The sequence below is a fragment of the Ruegeria sp. ABM4_193 genome (assembly GCF_056158705.1).
The window spans coordinates 1445807-1463696 of record NZ_JBSWTT010000001.1 but is presented as its reverse complement, the minus strand read 5'-3'; the positions used below and the strand labels follow the sequence as shown (position 1 = coordinate 1463696).

Annotated in this window: 22 protein-coding genes; 8 read left to right on the top strand and 14 right to left on the bottom strand. The window is 58.3% G+C overall.

Annotated features, from left to right (window positions below; translation table 11 throughout):
* The first annotated feature begins 59 nt into the window (after positions 1-59).
* Entirely contained in the window at positions 60-341 is a 282-nt protein-coding gene (locus tag ACXADZ_RS07360) for a hypothetical protein (RefSeq protein WP_171090481.1), read from the top strand.
* Between the two features lie 15 nt (positions 342-356).
* Here ACXADZ_RS07360 and ACXADZ_RS07355 read toward each other — a convergent pair whose 3' ends face one another.
* From ACXADZ_RS07355 to ACXADZ_RS07340, 4 genes are all read right to left on the bottom strand, one after another.
* Complete coding sequence (locus ACXADZ_RS07355) at positions 357-758, bottom strand: DUF1499 domain-containing protein (protein WP_171090483.1); 402 nt, start codon at positions 756-758, stop codon at positions 357-359.
* A 66-nt stretch (positions 759-824) separates the two neighbouring features.
* The gene (gene speB, locus ACXADZ_RS07350; protein ID WP_475194403.1) at positions 825-1772 is read right to left on the bottom strand and encodes an agmatinase; all 948 of its coding nucleotides are present in this window, start codon (positions 1770-1772) and stop codon (positions 825-827) included.
* Between the two features lie 87 nt (positions 1773-1859).
* The gene (gene speB / locus ACXADZ_RS07345) at positions 1860-2834 is read right to left on the bottom strand and encodes an agmatinase (RefSeq protein ID WP_475194400.1); all 975 of its coding nucleotides are present in this window, start codon (positions 2832-2834) and stop codon (positions 1860-1862) included.
* 12 nt (positions 2835-2846) lie between these two features.
* The gene (locus ACXADZ_RS07340) at positions 2847-4010 is read right to left on the bottom strand and encodes a M20 aminoacylase family protein (protein ID WP_475194395.1); all 1164 of its coding nucleotides are present in this window, start codon (positions 4008-4010) and stop codon (positions 2847-2849) included.
* Between the two features lie 66 nt (positions 4011-4076).
* Here ACXADZ_RS07340 and mazG point away from each other — a divergent pair, with 66 nt between their 5' ends.
* The 3 genes from mazG (at position 4077) to ACXADZ_RS07325 (ending at position 6383) form a co-directional block, all read left to right on the top strand.
* A complete protein-coding gene (gene mazG / locus ACXADZ_RS07335; RefSeq protein WP_475198518.1) occupies positions 4077-4934 on the top strand; it encodes a nucleoside triphosphate pyrophosphohydrolase in 858 nt (285 codons plus the stop codon).
* A gap of 61 nt (positions 4935-4995) precedes the next feature.
* Entirely contained in the window at positions 4996-5937 is a 942-nt protein-coding gene (locus tag ACXADZ_RS07330; protein WP_475194390.1) for a nucleoside hydrolase, read from the top strand.
* The gene (locus tag ACXADZ_RS07325; protein ID WP_171090492.1) at positions 5934-6383 is read left to right on the top strand and encodes a GNAT family N-acetyltransferase; all 450 of its coding nucleotides are present in this window, start codon (positions 5934-5936) and stop codon (positions 6381-6383) included. The genes ACXADZ_RS07330 and ACXADZ_RS07325 overlap by 4 nt, the downstream gene beginning before the upstream one ends.
* Here ACXADZ_RS07325 and ACXADZ_RS07320 read toward each other — a convergent pair.
* From ACXADZ_RS07320 to ACXADZ_RS07295, 6 genes are all read right to left on the bottom strand, one after another.
* Positions 6380-6544, bottom strand: coding sequence for a hypothetical protein (locus ACXADZ_RS07320; protein WP_171183540.1), 165 nt, complete (start codon positions 6542-6544; stop codon positions 6380-6382). The genes ACXADZ_RS07325 and ACXADZ_RS07320 overlap by 4 nt on opposite strands.
* Positions 6545-6684: 140 nt before the next feature.
* The gene (locus ACXADZ_RS07315) at positions 6685-7224 is read right to left on the bottom strand and encodes a GNAT family N-acetyltransferase (protein WP_475194382.1); all 540 of its coding nucleotides are present in this window, start codon (positions 7222-7224) and stop codon (positions 6685-6687) included.
* Between the two features lie 48 nt (positions 7225-7272).
* Positions 7273-8550 (bottom strand): phosphopyruvate hydratase, encoded by a 1278-nt coding sequence (gene eno, locus ACXADZ_RS07310; protein WP_475194379.1) that lies wholly within the window; start codon positions 8548-8550, stop codon positions 7273-7275.
* Between the two features lie 136 nt (positions 8551-8686).
* Positions 8687-9565: a DMT family transporter gene (locus ACXADZ_RS07305; RefSeq protein ID WP_475194376.1), complete on the bottom strand. Its 879-nt coding sequence runs from the start codon at positions 9563-9565 to the stop codon at positions 8687-8689.
* A 134-nt stretch (positions 9566-9699) separates the two neighbouring features.
* The gene (locus ACXADZ_RS07300; RefSeq protein WP_171090502.1) at positions 9700-10113 is read right to left on the bottom strand and encodes a Fur family transcriptional regulator; all 414 of its coding nucleotides are present in this window, start codon (positions 10111-10113) and stop codon (positions 9700-9702) included.
* 83 nt (positions 10114-10196) lie between these two features.
* On the bottom strand, positions 10197-10901 hold the full coding sequence (locus tag ACXADZ_RS07295) for an endonuclease/exonuclease/phosphatase family protein (RefSeq protein ID WP_171090504.1): 705 nt from the start codon (positions 10899-10901) through the stop codon (positions 10197-10199).
* A 220-nt stretch (positions 10902-11121) separates the two neighbouring features.
* Between ACXADZ_RS07295 and ACXADZ_RS07290 the strand changes: the two genes are divergently transcribed.
* Positions 11122-12009: a DMT family transporter gene (locus ACXADZ_RS07290; RefSeq protein ID WP_475194366.1), complete on the top strand. Its 888-nt coding sequence runs from the start codon at positions 11122-11124 to the stop codon at positions 12007-12009.
* A 14-nt stretch (positions 12010-12023) separates the two neighbouring features.
* Here the strand turns inward: ACXADZ_RS07290 and ACXADZ_RS07285 are convergent, their stop codons facing one another.
* Complete coding sequence (locus tag ACXADZ_RS07285; protein WP_475194363.1) at positions 12024-13442, bottom strand: protein adenylyltransferase SelO; 1419 nt, start codon at positions 13440-13442, stop codon at positions 12024-12026.
* Between the two features lie 86 nt (positions 13443-13528).
* Between ACXADZ_RS07285 and ACXADZ_RS07280 the strand changes: the two genes are divergently transcribed.
* The 3 genes from ACXADZ_RS07280 to ACXADZ_RS07270 all read left to right on the top strand — a co-directional run bounded on the left by ACXADZ_RS07280 (position 13529) and on the right by ACXADZ_RS07270 (position 15712).
* On the top strand, positions 13529-13948 hold the full coding sequence (locus ACXADZ_RS07280) for a cupin domain-containing protein (protein WP_171668399.1): 420 nt from the start codon (positions 13529-13531) through the stop codon (positions 13946-13948).
* A 198-nt stretch (positions 13949-14146) separates the two neighbouring features.
* Positions 14147-14776: an extensin-like domain-containing protein gene (locus ACXADZ_RS07275; RefSeq protein ID WP_475194358.1), complete on the top strand. Its 630-nt coding sequence runs from the start codon at positions 14147-14149 to the stop codon at positions 14774-14776.
* 45 nt (positions 14777-14821) lie between these two features.
* Entirely contained in the window at positions 14822-15712 is an 891-nt protein-coding gene (locus ACXADZ_RS07270) for a fatty acid desaturase (RefSeq protein ID WP_475194353.1), read from the top strand.
* Positions 15713-15779: 67 nt separating this feature from the next.
* Here ACXADZ_RS07270 and ACXADZ_RS07265 read toward each other — a convergent pair whose 3' ends face one another.
* The 3 genes from ACXADZ_RS07265 to ACXADZ_RS07255 form a co-directional block, all read right to left on the bottom strand.
* Complete coding sequence (locus ACXADZ_RS07265; protein WP_171090515.1) at positions 15780-16241, bottom strand: hypothetical protein; 462 nt, start codon at positions 16239-16241, stop codon at positions 15780-15782.
* A gap of 9 nt (positions 16242-16250) precedes the next feature.
* Complete coding sequence (locus ACXADZ_RS07260) at positions 16251-16541, bottom strand: hypothetical protein (protein ID WP_475194347.1); 291 nt, start codon at positions 16539-16541, stop codon at positions 16251-16253.
* Between the two features lie 78 nt (positions 16542-16619).
* Positions 16620-17741: an anhydro-N-acetylmuramic acid kinase gene (locus ACXADZ_RS07255; protein ID WP_475194343.1), complete on the bottom strand. Its 1122-nt coding sequence runs from the start codon at positions 17739-17741 to the stop codon at positions 16620-16622.
* Positions 17742-17890 lie beyond the last annotated feature (149 nt).

Genomic DNA, 17890 nt, shown 5'->3' with positions numbered 1-17890 from the left:
GGCGGTGTCTCTCATCCCGGGGCTTTGGTCAAGGGCAACGTCATGCTAAGCTTGCCACTATGAAACGGATTTTGCTTGCTTTACTGCTGACATCCACGCCGGTTTTTGCTGATTACGTCGGCCCGGACGGTAAAACCCGCGATTGCTATTGCACCGACACATCCGGCACGCGCATCGAACTGGGCGAGATGATCTGCCTGCAGGTCGATGGCCGCATGTTCACCGCGCAATGTCAAATGTCGCTGAACGTTCCCATGTGGCGAGAGGTTCAGGAAGGGTGCCTGTCATCGGGGTTGCAAAGTAAACCCTTTGGGAAGGCAGCTTCGGACGACGCGTCTTAAACCACCGCCACTCAATTACATCTTCTGCAACCACCCATCGACCCGCGCTTTGTTCACGCCAAAATCTTTGCGCCCAAACCGCAGGCGGCCGTGAACGCGCAGAGAGTTGCCGTGCTGCTGAACCGTGGTGTAGTCGGGAAACCCGATCCATTTCGTGCGGGTGATGTAGGTGATCATGCCTGCATCGACGGACCCAGCCAACACCGCTGTGCGGGGCGTGGCGCGGATGATCTGGTCCAGACGCTGCAGCCCGTCGGGACCGGTTTCGACAACACGCACCACACCACCGGGCAGGTCCTGATCCACGGGTGCGACCGGCGCAACATTCCATTGCGCAGGGTCGGATGGGGCCAGCCGGATATAAGCGCCCAGTCCGATCACAAGCGCGAGCACTGCCCAAAGAACCATCTTTTTCATCCCACTTTACCCTCTGGGGCAAATCCTAGGCGGATGAAGCGCCTACACAACCCGTTCCCGAACAGTTTACCGTGACGTCACCCCCGGCAGGATGCACAGCATCTCATATATCAGGTTCGCCGCCGTCAGCGCCGTGTTGCCCGAGGGATCATAAGGTGGTGAGACCTCGACAAGGTCACAGCCCACCACGTTCACCCCTTGCAACGCATGGATCAGTTGCAGCGCTTGTGGGGTCGTCAGCCCCGCAATCTCTGGCGTGCCGGTGCCCGGAGCAAAGGCCGGATCCAGGCTATCGATGTCATAGGTGATATAAACCGGATGCTCGCCGATGGTCTTGCGAATCTGCGAGCCGATCTGGGTCAGGTTCTGCTGCCACAGCTCCCAGGCGGGAAACTGGCGGAATCCCCAGTCCTTGGCCTCGGTAAAGTCCGATGCCGCGTAGCCTGATCCACGAATGCCGATCTGAAAGGTTTTGTCAGGAACGATCAGCCCTTCTTCGTAGGCGCGGCGGAAAACGGTGCCGTGGGTTTCCTTTTCACCAAACATCTCGTCATTCACATCCGCATGGGCATCCACATGCACCAGCGCTACCGGCCCGTGCTTGGCGGCAATTGCTCGCAAAATCGGCAAGGTGATTGAATGATCACCCCCCATCGCCACCGGGATCACGTTCTTTGCCAGTATCGCATCATAGCTTTCTTTGATGATCCTCAGGCTGTCCGACAATGAGAAGGTATTGATCGCCAGATCCCCGATGTCAGCGATCTGCAAGCTGTCAAACGGGGCCGCCGACGTGGCCATATTATAGGGCCGGATCATCGCGCTTTCACTGCGGATCTGTTTCGGGCCAAACCGAGTGCCCGACCGCCACGAGGTGCCGATATCCATCGGAATGCCAAGCACCGCCACGTCCAGCCCCGCCAGTGACGCGGCCTGTGGAAGGCGCATAAACGTGTTCGGCCCCGAGAAACGCGCCAAGTCATTGCCGCTGACCGGTTGGTTGAATTCTGTCATGCGCGTGCCGCCCCATCCCTTTTATCACGTCTTCCAGCACATACCGGAAATATGGCTAACCAGAAGTTAACGCGTACCCAAACGGGTTTACTCTTTCGCTTTGGCCAGCTTATCCCATCCCAGCAGACAGATGATCTGCGTCGCCACATGCGCCCCGGCAATCGCCGTTGCGCCGGATGTGTCGAAAGGCGGAGAGACCTCGACCACGTCTCCGCCTTTGATGTTGATACCGGCAATGTCGCGCAGGATGATCTGTGCCTGAATGGAACTAAGCCCGCCCCAAACCGGCGTGCCGGTGCCCGGCGCAAAGGCTGGGTCCAGCCCGTCGATGTCGAAACTCAGATAGACGGGGCTGTCACCCAGTATACCCTTGATCTTCTGTGCGACTGCGGCAGGGCCGGATTCATAGACCTCCCGCGCGTCAATGATGTTGACGCCCAGTGTGTCCTCATTGGTGGTGCGAATGCCCACCTGGACCGAGCGTTTCGGGTCCACGATCCCCGACTTCACTGCCTTGTAGAACATTGTCCCGTGATCAACGCGGGACATGTCATCATCGGCCCAAGTGTCTGTATGCGCATCAAATTGCAGCAATGACATGGGTCCGTATTTCTCGGCATAGGCTTTCAGGATCGGGAAGCTGATATAATGGTCCCCGCCCAGCGTGACGGACGCTACATCGGCCGCCAGAATGGTGCGGATATGATCGGTTAGTGTGTCGGGAAAGGCCGGGATATTGGCATAGTCATAGGCCATGTCTCCGTAGTCCACGATGGCCAGTTCGCTGAGCGCATCAAAAGGCCATCCATAAGGCGCGTCAGGCGATTGCAGGGCGCTGGCTTCGCGGATCGCACGCGGGCCAAGGCGCGTGCCGGGGCGATTGGTGACAGCCTGATCAAAGGGCACCCCGGTCACCGCGATGTCTACGCCGCTTAGATCTTTGGTGTACAGCCGTCGCAGGAACGAGGTCGCCCCGCCAAAGGTGTTTTCATAAGACAACCCTTTAAGGTCCGGGTTGGTGAACGCCTCGTCCACTTGGTTCTTTGCGTCTTCCAGTGCCATCTGTTTTCCCCATCAGCCCAACGGCTGCGCCTTTTCCACGATACGTGCAAAAAAAGACGCGCCGACCGGTGCGATATCGTCGTTGAAGTTGTACTTGGGATGGTGCAGCCCTGCCCCCTCGCCTTGCCCCAAGAACAGATACGCGCCGGGCCGTTCCTGCAGCATGTACGAGAAATCCTCGGCCCCCATTTCGCGGCCTGCGTTGGCGATCACCCGATCCTCGCCCGCGACCTCACGTGCCACGTCAGCAGCGAAGTTGGCTTTTTCGGCATCATTGATCGTTGCGGGATAGTTGACATCATAGTCGAGTCGCGCCTCAACCCCATAAGACGCCGCCTGCCCCTGTACGATCTGCTCCATTCGTTCCATCACCATTTTCTGCACAGCCGGATCGAACGTGCGTACCGTTCCATTGATATAGGCCGTGTCGGGAATCACGTTGTTGACCGTGCCCGAATGTATTTGCGTGACCGAGACCACGAGATCGTCCAAGGCATAGTGGTTGCGGCTGACAATCGTCTGAATAGCTTGCGCGATACCACAGGCCGCCATTACAGGGTCTCGCGTCTCATGCGGCATGGCACCGTGGCCACCGACACCTTGGATATGTACCTCGAACGTATCAACCGCCGCCATGATCGGCCCGGGCGTGGTATAAAATGCCCCTTCTGCAAAACCCGGCGCGTTGTGCAGCGCATAGACCTGCGAAATGTCGAACCTCTCCATGATGCCCTCTTCCACCATCACGCCAGCACCGCCACCTTCTTCCTCGGCAGGCTGAAAGATCAGCGCGACGCGGCCACGGAAATTCCGCGTCTCGGCCAGATAGCGCGCAGCCCCAAGCAGCATCGTCGTATGCCCGTCGTGGCCACAGGCATGCATCTTGCCCGGATGTGTCGACGTGTACTCCACCCCGGTTTCCTCGGCGATGGGCAAAGCGTCCATGTCCGCGCGCAGGCCGATGGTCGGGCCATCCTCCTGCCCGTTGATGATCGCAACCATTCCGGTCTTAGCGATGCCTTCATGCAGTTCATCCACCCCGAACTCGCGCAGACGCTCGGCCACAAAGGCGGCTGTCTCATAGCACTCGAACTCCAATTCAGGGATCGTGTGCAAATGCTGCCGCCATGCGGACATATCGGCTGAGAAATCGGCAATTCGGTTGACGACGGGCATCTGGGGTGGACTCCTGATCGGGACTGCGGAATGGATGCATCTGACACCGGAACGAAAGGGTTCGCAATGGCCGAAAATCCTCTGATCCACGACAGCGACGCTGGTATCGAGCGTTTGCTGGAAATCATGCGCCGCCTGCGCGACCCGCAAAGTGGCTGCCCGTGGGATATCGAGCAGGATTTCGCGACCATCGCACCCTATACGATTGAAGAGGCGTATGAAGTCGCCGACGCCATTGAGCGCGAGGCTTATGATGAGCTGAAAGGAGAACTGGGCGATCTTCTGTTCCAATCTGTCTTTCACGCGCAAATGGCTGAAGAGGCCGGGCATTTCACCTTTCAAGACGTGGTTCGAACCATGTCGGACAAGATGGTCAGCCGCCATCCGCATGTGTTTGGTGACGAATCCCGCGACAAGTCAGCCGATCAGCAGACCAAGGATTGGGAAGCAATCAAGGCCGCCGAGCGTGCGGGCAAGGAACAGAAAGGCGCGTTGGACGGTGTCGCGGCGAACCTGCCCGCCCTGCTGCGCGCTCACAAACTGCAAAAACGTGCCGCTCGCGTTGGCTTTGACTGGCCCGATGCCAGCCATGTGTTGGCCAAGATCACCGAAGAAGCGGCTGAACTGGAAGAAGCGCGCGACACGATGGACGCCGATGCGCTTGAGGACGAATTCGGCGATCTGCTGTTTGTGATGGTCAATCTTGGGCGCCATCTGGGTATCGAACCCGAGGCCGCCCTGCGCCGCACCAATGCCAAATTCACCCGCCGCTTTGAACAGGTCGAAGCCCGTCTGGCCGAGAGGGGCAAAACCCCCGCCCAAAGCGATCTTGCCGAGATGGATGCGCTCTGGGACGAGGTCAAAACCGAGGAACATCGCGCCAATGGCAAACTCCCGCCGGTGGACGCGCCGACCGGGGCCTGAAACTGCTGGACAAGTGCGGTGACACTTGCGAGTGTCCGCGTTTCAAGACCCCGGAGGCACAATGGCACCGCGCAAAATCATCATCGACACCGACCCCGGACAAGACGACGCCGTCGCCATCCTGCTGGCCCTGGCCAGCCCGGATGAGATCGATGTTCTGGGCATCACTGCCGTTGCCGGAAACGTTCCTCTAGCGTTGACAGCCAAGAACGCTCGGATTGTCTGCGAACTGGCGGGCCAGACGGATGTTCCTGTCTATGCGGGATGTGATCGTCCCTTGATCCGCCCTCTGGTCACGGCAGAACATGTACATGGTAAAACCGGGTTGGACGGGCCCGTTCTGCCGGACCCTGAAATGCCGCTGGCAGACGGACATGCAGTTGATTTCATCATCGAGACACTGCGCAAACATGAACCAGGCACCGTGACACTCTGCCCGTTGGGGCCGCTGACCAACATCGCCATGGCGTTCCGCAAGGCCCCCGACATCGTCGATCGGGTGCAGGAGATCGTGCTGATGGGGGGCGCTTATTTCGAAGTGGGCAACATCACCCCCACGGCGGAATTCAACATTCACGTCGACCCGGAAGCCGCTGATATCGTTTTCCGATCCGGCAGACCGATCGTGGTCATGCCCTTGGATGTTACGCACAAAGCGCTGGTCACCAAACCCCGCAATGATGCATTCCGGGCATTGGGAAACAAGGTCGGCATTGCAGTGGCGGAAATGACCGACTTTTTTGAACGCTTCGACAAGGAAAAATACGGCAGCGCGGGCGCACCTTTGCATGACCCCTGCGTAACCGCTTATCTGATCCGGCCCGAATTGTTCTCGGGCCGTCATGTAAATGTCGAGGTTGAGACCCGGTCGGAACTGACCATGGGCATGACCGTCGCCGATTGGTGGGGCGTGACCGAACGTGCACCTAATGCGCTGTTTGTCGGCGACCTCGACGCGGATGGCTTTTTTGCCCTGCTGACAGAAAGGCTGGCCCGACTATGAGCGCCGCTCTGCGCCTTGCGCGCCCCGAAGATCTGGACCGCCTGATGGCGCTGGTCACTGCGTTTCATGCCGAGGCGCGGATCGAACAGGACGCTGACAAAACCCGAAATGCCCTTGCCCCCTTGCTGGAAGGCATCCCCCATGGCTGTGTCTACCTGATTGGCCCGGGACGCGCGCCGTTGGGCTATATCATCCTCACCTTCGGCTGGTCAGTCGAGTTCGGTGGCATGGACGGGTTCGTAGACGAAATCTATATCCGCCCTGCCGTCCGCGGCCGTGGCATCGCCACCGAGGTTTTGCTGGATCTTCCCAAGGCATTGGCCGGAGCGGGTCTGACCGCGCTTCATCTTGAAGTGGACAGAACCAATGAGGCCGCTCAGAAACTGTACCTGCGTACCGGGTTCAGACCCCGCGAAAAGTACATGCTGATGAGCAAGGCGCTTTAGCGCGATTCTCCCCGGAAGATATTGGCGGGATTCATGTCCTGAACCGGATCATTCGCCGATACTTCTTCCCCGGTTATCGGGTAGGTTCCCGGACCCGCACACGCGGACAGAATGGTTATGGACGTTGCGGCGATTATCAGAAGGAATTTTGATACAGACATCGTAGCCCCCTTTCTGTAATGAACTGAGGTTACGGGATTCAGCGCGGGCATAGTTAGTAACAAGTTCACACATAATAAAATTTAAGCAGATCTAAAGCGGACAAAATAAGGCATTTCGGCGCGTAAAACGCTGATTAAATTCAATTATCGTTATTTTTACTTTTTTTGACTTCCGTGAGCTGCATTTCAAAAAAGAGCAGATGATCCCGAGCGATTTCTGGAATCTCAGAGTAAGCACCACGCAGACGGAACCCTAAAGACAGGTATAATTGAGTCGCTGCTTTCAGCGGTTTTCCGGTATCCATTCGGATGTGATCGAAGCCAAGGTCCCGACAGGTTTCAATCAGCGACAGCATGATTGCACGCCCTGCACCGGATCCCCTTGCTGTATCCCTCACATACACTCGCTTTATTTCGGCCACACCCGGCGCGATTGTATGAAACATGCCGCAACCAATCGGCTCTCCTCTAAGCATGGCCAGTTTGATTCCGCCGTCAGGCGGTGCATGATCTGCTGCCAGAGTGTCCATCAAACGGGCGTATTTTTCCTTGGCATAGAAGGTTTGGACGATCCGGACAGATCGCTCATCCAGCGTCAGCAGGAAATCCCGATAGTCCCAACACAAACGCCGAACCGCGTTCAGCTGGTCCGGCGTTTCTGGTTCAATAATCTTCAGCAAGACGTGACCCCCGGATCGCACCCAAGGGCCAGCCTAGCACCACAGGGGTTATTTGCGAAGGATCGACGCGCCCGCGTATTCCGCGACCTCGCCCAAAGATTCCTCGATACGGATAAGCTGGTTGTATTTGGCCAACCGGTCCGACCGGGCCAGAGAGCCGGTTTTGATCTGACCGCAATTGGTCGCCACAGCCAGATCGGCGATGGTGGCGTCCTCGGTCTCGCCCGAGCGGTGGGACATAACGTTGGTGTAACGCGCACGGTGTGCCATATCGACGGCGCGCAGGGTTTCGGTCAGCGAACCGATCTGGTTCACCTTGACCAGCATCGAGTTCGCGCAGCCGCGTTCGATCCCTTCGGCCAGACGTGCGGGGTTGGTCACGAACAGGTCGTCACCCACCAGCTGCACCTTGTCGCCGATGGCATCGGTCAGGGCTTTCCAACCGTCCCAGTCATCTTCGGACATGCCGTCTTCGATCGAGATGATCGGATAGTCATTGACCAGCGCCGCCAGATAGGCTGCATTTTCTTCGGACGACAGTGAGATACCCTCGCCTGCCAGAACGTATTGGCCGTCTTTGAAGTATTCAGTCGCGGCGCAATCCAGCGCCAGGTGAATTTCCTCACCCGGTTTGTAACCCGCTTTTTCGATGGACTTCAGGATGAAATCCAGCGCTTCGCGGGTCGAGGCGATGTTGGGGGCAAAGCCACCCTCATCACCGACACCGGTGGCCAGACCAGCTGCCGAGAGCTCTTTCTTCAGTGTATGAAACACCTCGGACCCCATGCGCACCGCCTCGCGGATGTTCGCGGCCGAGGTCGGCATGATCATGAATTCCTGAATGTCGATCGGGTTATCCGCGTGCTCACCGCCGTTGATGATGTTCATCATCGGCACAGGCAGAACGCGGGCCGAGGTGCCACCCACATAGCGATACAGCGGCTGTGTGGTGAAATCCGCCGCTGCCTTAGCCGTTGCCAGCGAAACACCCAGAATGGCGTTTGCACCCAAACGGCCCTTGTTTTCGGTCCCATCCAGCTCGATCATCGCCTGATCGATGGCCACCTGTTCGGTCGCGTCGAAACCTACCAGTTCTTCGGCGATCTCACCGTTCACGGCGGCAACGGCTTCCAGAACACCCTTGCCCATGTACCGCGATTTGTCGCCGTCGCGCTTTTCCACTGCCTCATAGGCACCGGTTGATGCGCCGGACGGCACGGCAGCGCGGCCCATGGTGCCGTCTTCCAGAATGACGTCGACTTCAACCGTGGGGTTGCCCCGGCTGTCCAGAATTTCGCGTGCGTGGATGTCGATGATGGTGCTCATGAGGCCTGTCCCTATGGCTGCAGTCGGTTGCACGCGTCATAGCAGCACCGGCCCAAAAGTAAACCGTTTCCGTTAACGCTAACACGCATATTTACCGCCCTTTAGGGCTAACAGTATTCTGTTTGCGCCAACAAGATCAGGCTGGGACAAGTTCGCGAGCCAATCGCCGTTCGCGGACAAAGGTGTACAGACCGGACCCGATGATAAGGGTCGCGCCCGCCATTGTCAGGACATCTGGCCGCTCACCAAACATCAGCATCCCCGCAAGGATCGAAAACACCAGACGTGTATAGCGGAACGGCATAAGAGCCGACGCTTCGCCCACACGCATTGCAGTGACAATGCCGTAGTACCCAATCACTCCAAACCCTACGGCGCCTAAATATGGCAGGGCTTGTCCATCCTGAAGCGGTGTAAAGGATGCACCAGACATTGCCATCAACAGCCCCCCAGCCAGCGCCACTGCGATATACGCTTGCATCGCCACAACAGTTGAGGCCACTCGCACGTCCAGCTTGCGCGTGATCAGATCCCGTGCGGCAATGGCAATGACGGTCAACACCACAAACAGGGATTCGGGCTGGAATCCTTCCAAACCAGGGCGGATGATCATCAGAACGCCGATGAAACCAACACCAATGGCGCTCCAGCGCCGCCAGCCAACCTGTTCACCCAGAAACAGTGCCGCCCCCATGGTGACAGCAAGGGGCATGGCCTGAAACACAGCGGCGACCGTGGACAGATCAATCAAAGACAGTGCTGTCACAAAGGTCACCGCCCCGATCCCTTCGGTTGCCGCGCGTACCATTGGCAGTAATTGCCAGGCCACCGGATCAAAAATCCGCTTGCGCGAGACCAGTGACAAGATGGCGAACACGACGCCACAGACCAGACCGAGGAACACCATGATCTGCCCAGTCGGTACAGAGACCGACAAGACCTTGATGAACATATCTTCAAGTGCAAAGGCCGCCATCGACCCTATGAGCAGCAGAATGCCGTTTACGTTGTTCATTTGCGCGTCCACAGGAAAAGGGCACATCCGGTGCCTATTGCGCACAACAACCTGATGCGACGGCCGTGGGCAAGACAATTTCCCGACACGCTTGATGAATTAACGTGGGTTAATCAATCGCGTTTCGTGATGGATCAGTCCTGTTCCAGCGGCACGCCGTACAGTTCCAGCCGATGACCTTTCAGCTTATATCCCAGTTTTGCCGCGATTTTTTCCTGAAGGGCTTCGATTTCGGGGTCGACGAATTCGATGACCTCGCCCGATTGCATGTCGATCAGGTGGTCATGGTGATCACGCTCGGCATCTTCATACCGCGCGCGGCCGTCGCCGAATTCCAGACGTTCCAGAATCCCGGCCTCTTCAAACAGTTTGACCGTCCGATAGACCGTCGCAATCGAGATACCTTTGTCGACGGCAGAAGCACGTGCATAAAGTTCTTCGACATCCGGATGGTCGTCGCTTTGCTCCAATACCTGCGCGATGATCCTTCTTTGACCGGTCATGCGCAGGCCCTTGGCCTCACAACGCCCAATAATCGTATCCGACATGATGCCCCTCAGACTTGCTCGGGTCTCTGTCTTAGTATGTCTGCGCCGTTTGCGCCACAGGGTTTTCCGCTTTTCCGCTGATCTTATGCGGCACGTGTCAGATCGGCCCAAACGGGCAGATGATCCGATGCGATATGCGCCGGGCGCGCGTCGTGAACCCCATGTGCAGTGGCCTGCACCCCTGCGCCCAGCGCGATCCGGTCCAGCGCGCCCAGAGGTTGGGCTGCGGGAAAGCTGGGGCGAGGCGGTAGAAAGCGCATTTCGGGGGCCAGATGGTCCAGAACCGGTTGTCGTGACCATTCATTGAAGTCCCCGGCCCAGACAGTTGGCATCTGGTCAAGATCGTCGTCACAGCGCCGGATATGCGAAATCTGTTGCCGACGGGATGCGGGCAGCAGCCCAAGATGCATCCCCATCACCCGCAGCGGCCCGATTTGAGTGTCAAACTCGACCCGGACAGCCCCGCGCGGCTCTAACCCCGGCAATTCGTGATGCCCTGTTTGCCGGACTGCAATGCCGTCACCACGCCAGATGACCGCATTGCCATGCCACCCAAGGCTTCCGGCCCCGCCCAGATCGACGATCTGCCAACCGGCCTCGTCCAGCATGAAATGCGGCAGGGCCGCCGGGCGGGGCGGCAGGCGTTTGTCAGCCTCTTGCAACACTACGATGTCAGCCCGCATGTGTTCGATGACCTGCAGGATGCGCTGCGGTTGACGCCGGAAATCCAGCCCGAGGCATTTTTGAATGTTATAGCTGGCGATACGTAGGGTTGAAGACGGTTTCATAAGGGCTTGACCAATGGGCTTGCGCCCAATGTGCCACCTCTGGCGCGGTGCGCAACCCCTCTGTTCGGTTACGGAACGAATGCCTTGGACAGAAACAAAGCCAATTGCACGGTTAATTGGCAAACGACCTGCAAGCGATCACCAAAGGATTGTTCCTTTTGATCCTCTGCTCTATCCGGTTGCAGTGGAACGGCGACACCGCCACAACTCGAGGGGCTGAATGGAACTGCATCAGACACAGCCGGACAACAGCACCCGCGCCAGCCTGGTTCTGGTCATGGGTGGCGCGCTATGGGGGCTCTACTGGATCCCGGTTCGGTTCTTTCTGGATCAGGGTCTGACCGGCCCCTGGCCCGGGATTGTCATGTACTGCGCGGCCCTGATCGCCTTACTTCCGTTTATTTGGAGCGATCGGCAAACGCTGGTGCGGGAATGGCGCAACCTGATGCTCAGCGGCATGTTCACAGGGGCCGCGTTCAGCCTGTATTCCATCAGCCTGGTGTATACCGACGTCGTGCGGTCCATACTGCTGTTCTACCTCACCCCGATCTGGGGAACACTTCTGGGTGTTTTGTTTCTGGGTGAGCGTCTCAGCCTAACGCGCCTTGCTGGTCTTTTCTGCGGGTTGGGCGGCCTTTTTGTTGTTCTGGGCGGCGCGGGTTTCGTGCCCTGGCCGCAAAACATAGGCGATTGGCTGGCATTGGCCTCAGGCATATGCTGGGCCCTGGGCTCTATGGGCCTTTATCGTGTCAATCGCATCTCGATTTCGGGGCAGGTCTTTGCCTTTGTTTTCGGTGCGCTGATCTTGTCCCTATTCAGCCTTCTTGCTCTGCCCGAGCAGGCTTTACCACCCATCGCGCAAAGTGAAGCGATCCGCATTCTTCTGTTGGCCCTGTTGTCGGCCTTCTACGTCCTGCCCATGATCTACATGACGATTTGGCCTGCGACGAAGCTTTCCCCTTCAAGGGTCGGCCTGCTGCTGATGAGCGAAGTGGTCGTCGGAATCGCATCTGCTGCCCTGCTGTCCGGTGACCCCTTTGGCCTGCGCGAGTTTCTGGGCGCTGCGCTGATCGTCAGCGCCGCAGTGTTGGAAATCGTGCGAAAGTAGTGTCGCCCTATGGGTCATGTCCCACAGAAGGTTGCGTGCACCACCTCGTTCTTGGCCGGGGGCCGTTTCAAATCTGCGTCGTCATCCTGATCATCAAAAGGCCGAGCGAGGACGGCATTCAGCCGATGGAACGGCGCGTAATCCCCTTGCACCGCCGCTTGGATCATCTGTTCGACACGGTGGTTACGCGGAATAAACGCCGGGTTAGCAGCGGCCATCACGTCGAACGGTTGCGCTTCGCGCTCTAATCGCGCGCGCCAGCCCTCGGCCCAACTGTCATAGCTGGCGGGGTCAACAAATTGATCCCGCGCGGTATCGCTGCCCAGCGCCCGGAATGTGTTGGTGAAGTCCGCCTGCCCTTCGGCCATGCGTTTCAAAAGATCCGTCACAAGCTCTAGATCAGCGTCTTCGTCAGCCGTCAGACCGATCTTGGCCCGGAACAGGGTCAACCAATTCTGCTGCAAAAGCTCTGGCATGGCATGGACGATCTCGGTCGCCTCTTCGACAGCGGCCTCCTTATCATCCATCTGCTGGATCAGCGACGTCGCAAGCTGCGCCAGATTCCACACGGCAATGTCGGGCTGGTTCGAATAGGCATAGCGCCCCATCCGGTCAATCGAACTGTAGACCGTGTTGGGGTGATACGTGTCCATGAAAGCGCAAGGGCCATAATCAATCGTCTCACCCGCGATCGAGCAATTGTCAGTGTTCATCACCCCGTGAATGAACCCCACGCTCATCCAATGCGCGATCAGCTTGGCCTGTGCGTCCCGCACCGCCCGCAACAGACCCATAGGCCCGTCAGCCTCGGGATAGTGACGCGCGATGGCGTATTCCGTCAGTTGGCGCAAACTGTCCAATTGCCCCCGAGCCGCAAAAACCTGAAACGTGCCCACCCGCAGATGGCTGCTGGCCACGCGCGTCAGCACAGCGCCGGGCATCGGGCCTTCGCGAAACACCGTCTCACCTGTTTCTACAGCGGCCAGAGCACGTGTGGTCGGGACGCCCAGCGCGTGCATCGCCTCAGACACCACATATTCGCGCAGAACCGGCCCAAGCCACGCCCTACCATCGCCTCGGCGTGAAAAGGGCGTGGGGCCCGAGCCTTTCAACTGTATGTCCCGGCGCACCCCATCGGTGCCTACGGTCTCGCCCAGCAGCACCGCACGCCCGTCCCCCAATTGAGGGTTATACTGTCCGAACTGGTGCCCAGAATACAGCTGCGCAATGGGCTCTGCACCTGTGGGCAGACGATTGCCAGCAAAAGCCTGGGCCATGTCCTGCACATCTCCTGGGGTGATCTGCAGCAACTTCGCCAAATCATCGTTGAATGCACTCATCTGCGGCGCACGCACGGGAACCGGTGCCTGCCGCGCAAAAAACGCATCCGGCAGACGGGCATAAGTATTATCAAAGGGGATCGTCAGGGTCATGTCGCATTACATATTGTTCAGGCGCACGAATACCATAGCGGATCGTATCGTCCCGTGCATAATCGCGCCGAACCAAGAGGGCACCTATGACCGCACAAGACATTATCGACCACCTGAACCTGCAACGTCACCCCGAAGGCGGTTGGTATGCCGAGACATGGCGTGCCAGCAACGCAGGCCGCCCCACCGGCACTTGCATCTATTTCTTGTTGCAGGCCGGTGAAAGCAGCCACTGGCATCGGGTCGACGCCACCGAGATCTGGCTCTACCACGCAGGCGCACCTCTGGTCCTGTCGCTCAGCGCGACGGATGCGGGGCCTGCGGTTGATCATCTGCTGACTCCTGACCTGTTAAAAGGCGCACCGCAGTTGATCGTTCCTGAAGGCCATTGGCAGGCTGCACGCAGCACAGGCGACTACACCTTGGTCAGTTGCACGGTCTCTCCCGGCTTTGATTTCGAAGGTTTTGAGTTGGCCGCGCCGGGCTTTGACATCCCAAGGGAATAGCCCGACCCAAGAAATCTCTGAAAAGTTGAGTTTACAGACGGCCCAGCTTTGACCATCCTGTACCCGTAACCGTGTGTGACGGAGTATCGAGTGAGCATGAAGCAGGTCTGTTTGACTGCCCTTTTTCTCTGCTTAAGTGCAGGGATTGCAAGCGCCAGCCCGGACTGTGCAGAATCTGGCGAACCGTTGGATGTTTCATTGCCCAACGAGTCCACAACCGCCGAACCAGCCGCGCAGACGCCCGACGACCTGTCCCCATGCGCGGCCATGCAATTGGAACAAGGACGCGAGCGGATGCGCGAACGCGGGGCCGTCTGCGGCGACTGGACCATATTGGGCGAAACGCGCAAAACCCTGAAAAGCAAAGCCCGGGGCTGCGGCATTGCCAAACCGGTTCGGGTCTACCGAATCTCAGATGTTGCCCTCAGTCAGTTTTCGCTGATGGATTGTCAGACGGCTGTCACGCTGAAAACATGGATCGAAACCGTTGCTAAACCCGCCTTTGCCGAAATGGGCGGCGGGCTCAAGGGGATGCGGGTTGTGGGGCACTATGCCTGCAAAACTCAGAACAACCAGCCACGCGCGCGTCTGTCTCAGCACGCACGCGGGCGGGCCATCGATATTTCGACCTTTGTTCTTCAGGACGGCACACAAATCACCGTTAAGGACGGGTGGACGGACAAGACCCAAAGTGCGGTGTTGCGCGAGCTGCACACCGGTGCCTGTGGCGTGTTTAGTACCGTACTCGGCCCGGACGCCGACCGCTATCACGTTGGACATTTTCACTTTGACACAGCCCAGCGCAAAGGCGCTCCGGTTTGTCGTTAGTCCTTCGGGCTTGACCGGACTCAAACCGGGTTTAACGATGCCGGTATGGACCACAAAGACCTGATCGCTTCTCTGCCCACTGAGACCAAGGACCGATTGCAACGCCGGTCGAACTCCGCTGGGCTGAACCATCTGTTGATCTATCTGGCGGCGTTGTCGGTCGTGAGCGCCGCAATCGTGGCGCAAATCCCGTTCTGGCCGGTTTTGATCCTGCCGCAAGGCGTTTTGCTGGTGTTCCTCTTCACCCTCAGCCACGAATGCACCCACAAGACCCCTTTTCGTACAGGGTGGCTGAACGATGCGGTCGGACATCTGGTCTCGGTCCCAATTGCCCTGCCCTTTACGTGGTTTCGATATTTCCATCTGGCCCACCACAAATGGACCAACGACCCCAAACGCGACCCGGAGCTGGATGGAAAACCGCGCCCCGACAACTGGACTGACCTGCTGATATATCTGAGCGGATGGATCTATTGGAGCGGCATGGCAAAGGTTCTGGTTCAAAACGCACGCGGCCACCTGGATGCCCCTTACCTTCCGAAGCGCCAACACAAAGCGATGAAGGTCGAAGCGCGCATTCTGCTTGGTCTCTATGCCTTAACGCTCATCAGCCTGACTTACAGCACGATACTGTTCTGGGTCTGGCTTCTTCCGGTGCTAGTCGCTCAACCCGTTTTACGCCTTTACCTGCTGGCCGAGCATGGCCTCTGCCCGCCGGTGGCAAACATGCTCGAAAACTCGCGCACCACCTTTACCAACCGGGTCTTACGGTTTTTGGCCTGGAACATGCCTTACCACGCCGAGCATCATTCCTTTCCAAACGTCCCGTTCCACCACTTGCCCGAGTTGCACAACTGGACACGCGCGCACCTGAAATCCACATCCAAAGGTTACACGGAATTCACCAAAGACTACGCCAGAACGCTCAACTCATAAGATCCGTTTTTCATCTGGCCGAAAATACCTCGGGGGAGGCGCGCTTGCGCGGCGGGGGCAGCGCCCCCTATTCGCCACTTCGGCTTTTGATCAACATGCTGATTAAAGGCACCAACACTGTCGCCATCGAACCCAATGGATTCGCCCCGATGCTTTTGACGGCCTGCACAACTTCGCGCGCTTCAGTCGCCATCTCTTCCAACTCATCCTCGATATCTGCAATCGCCATGTCGCGAACTTCAACCGCCGGGGCGACTTCGTCCTCTGCGTTGCTGCGTCGCGCGAACAAAACCAGCAGACAGGCAAACGCAAGATTGCCAAGTGCCAGTAATGCAGCGGCCGAGGCAGGAGACATGGAATTTTGCAGAGCAAAGAACAAAGCAACGTTCACAAGCACCAGCGCTGACAGGGCAGCAATGCCCGCGATCCCCATCAAAATAGTCTGCTGTTGAACCACGGCCAGACGGCGCCGGGCGATCAGACGTTCCGTCCGATAGATCGTCACCAGATTTCTACTCAATCTGCTCATGGGTCCCTCCTAACCTTGCGCGCGTCCGACTACGTATCCCAGCGAAAACGCAATCAGTAACGCAGTCATCGGATAATCCTTCTGCAGGCGGCCGAATTCCTCGACCACGTCCTCTCCCAAGGACTGTGCCTTGCTCAGATCAATGCCATGCTCTTCAAGCAGCTTTCGGATTTCATCTGATGTCTTGACGCGTTCGGGCGCGTCCTTGGGCTTCGGGTCCTGTTCGACCCGCGCCTCCAACGTCGCGTTGCGCTGCCGCAATTTCTCTAATTCGCTTTCAAGCTCTGCTTTTGTCGCCATAATGCCTTGCCCTCAATCCATGGGTCTGAGGCAACCGTCGCACAACAAGTTGTTTTTTTGAACTGTTTTTGGGTAACGCTACCCAACGGCATTCATCGAAACCGAACTGACCACTCCGCCCCCGACCAGTGCCTGAACACCGGTTGTGCCGGGGCACGAGGTCGGCAGGCCCCGCGCCACGCGCACCGCCAGATAGGCAAAAGCCTGCGCCTCGAGCATATCGCCATCCAGTCCAACTGCCTCGACCGGTTCGACCGGGCAGTCCAACGACACGCGCAGCATCTCCATCAAAACCGGATTATGTCGCCCGCCGCCGGTGACCAGCACACATGACGGAGGTTTCGGGCAATGCTCCATCCCTTGCACGACCCCCGCGGCACACATCCCGGTCAGGGTTGCCACGGCATCCGCATCGTTCAATTCCTGCACCAGACCGATCATTTCCGAAAAATCATTCCGGTCCAATGATTTCGGCGGCATCCGGGCAAAGTATGGCTCGGCCAGAAACAGCTCTAACGCGCCCATTTCGACGGTGCCATCCCGCGCGAGCGCCCCGTCCCGGTCCATCGGCAGCCCCAGCCGGGCTTGCATCAGATCGTCAACCGGCGCATTTGCAGGCCCGGTGTCAAAGGCCAGCAACGCGCCGGGCGCTTCGGGTCCGTCAAAGGACGGATCAACATAGGTCAGATTGCCGACCCCACCCAAGTTCAGAAAACACAAAGGCCGATCCGCACCAAACCACTTGGCGCAGGCAAAATGAAAGAACGGCGCCAGCGGAGCGCCCTCGCCCCCCATCGCCACATCATCGCTACGGAAATCCCAAACGACCGGACGTCCCAACGCTTGCGCAAGTCCCAGACCGTCACCCACTTGCAAGGTGCCACGCCCGCGCGGCTCATGTGCCAGGGTCTGGCCGTGAAAACCGATCAGGTCGACCTCTTCAAATTCCGACAGCGCTTCGGCATGGGCAAAAGTGACCAATTCGGCGGCTGCATCGACATCTGGCCCGTGCCACTGCCCCAGCGCCGTACGCAACACGTCGCGCTCTGCGTCAGTATAGGCACGATAGCCGCTTTGCCCAAACCCGATGATCTGGTGCCCGTCGGTTTCGACCATCGCGGCATCCACCCCATCCATCGAAGTCCCCGACATTGCGCCCAGTGCCCGGATCACCCCGTGTTTGCTGATGGTCTGGCTCACGCCTGCCTCCTGATCTGGCTGTTCTTTTCGCTACATCCGGGTCTTTGGGTTCACCTCTGGGTTGCAGCCCGGTCAAACTGCCTTTTGTTTGCACAAAAACGCAAGCGTTCTCATCAGGCGGCATTCATTTTTCGCAAATCGCGTGGCGG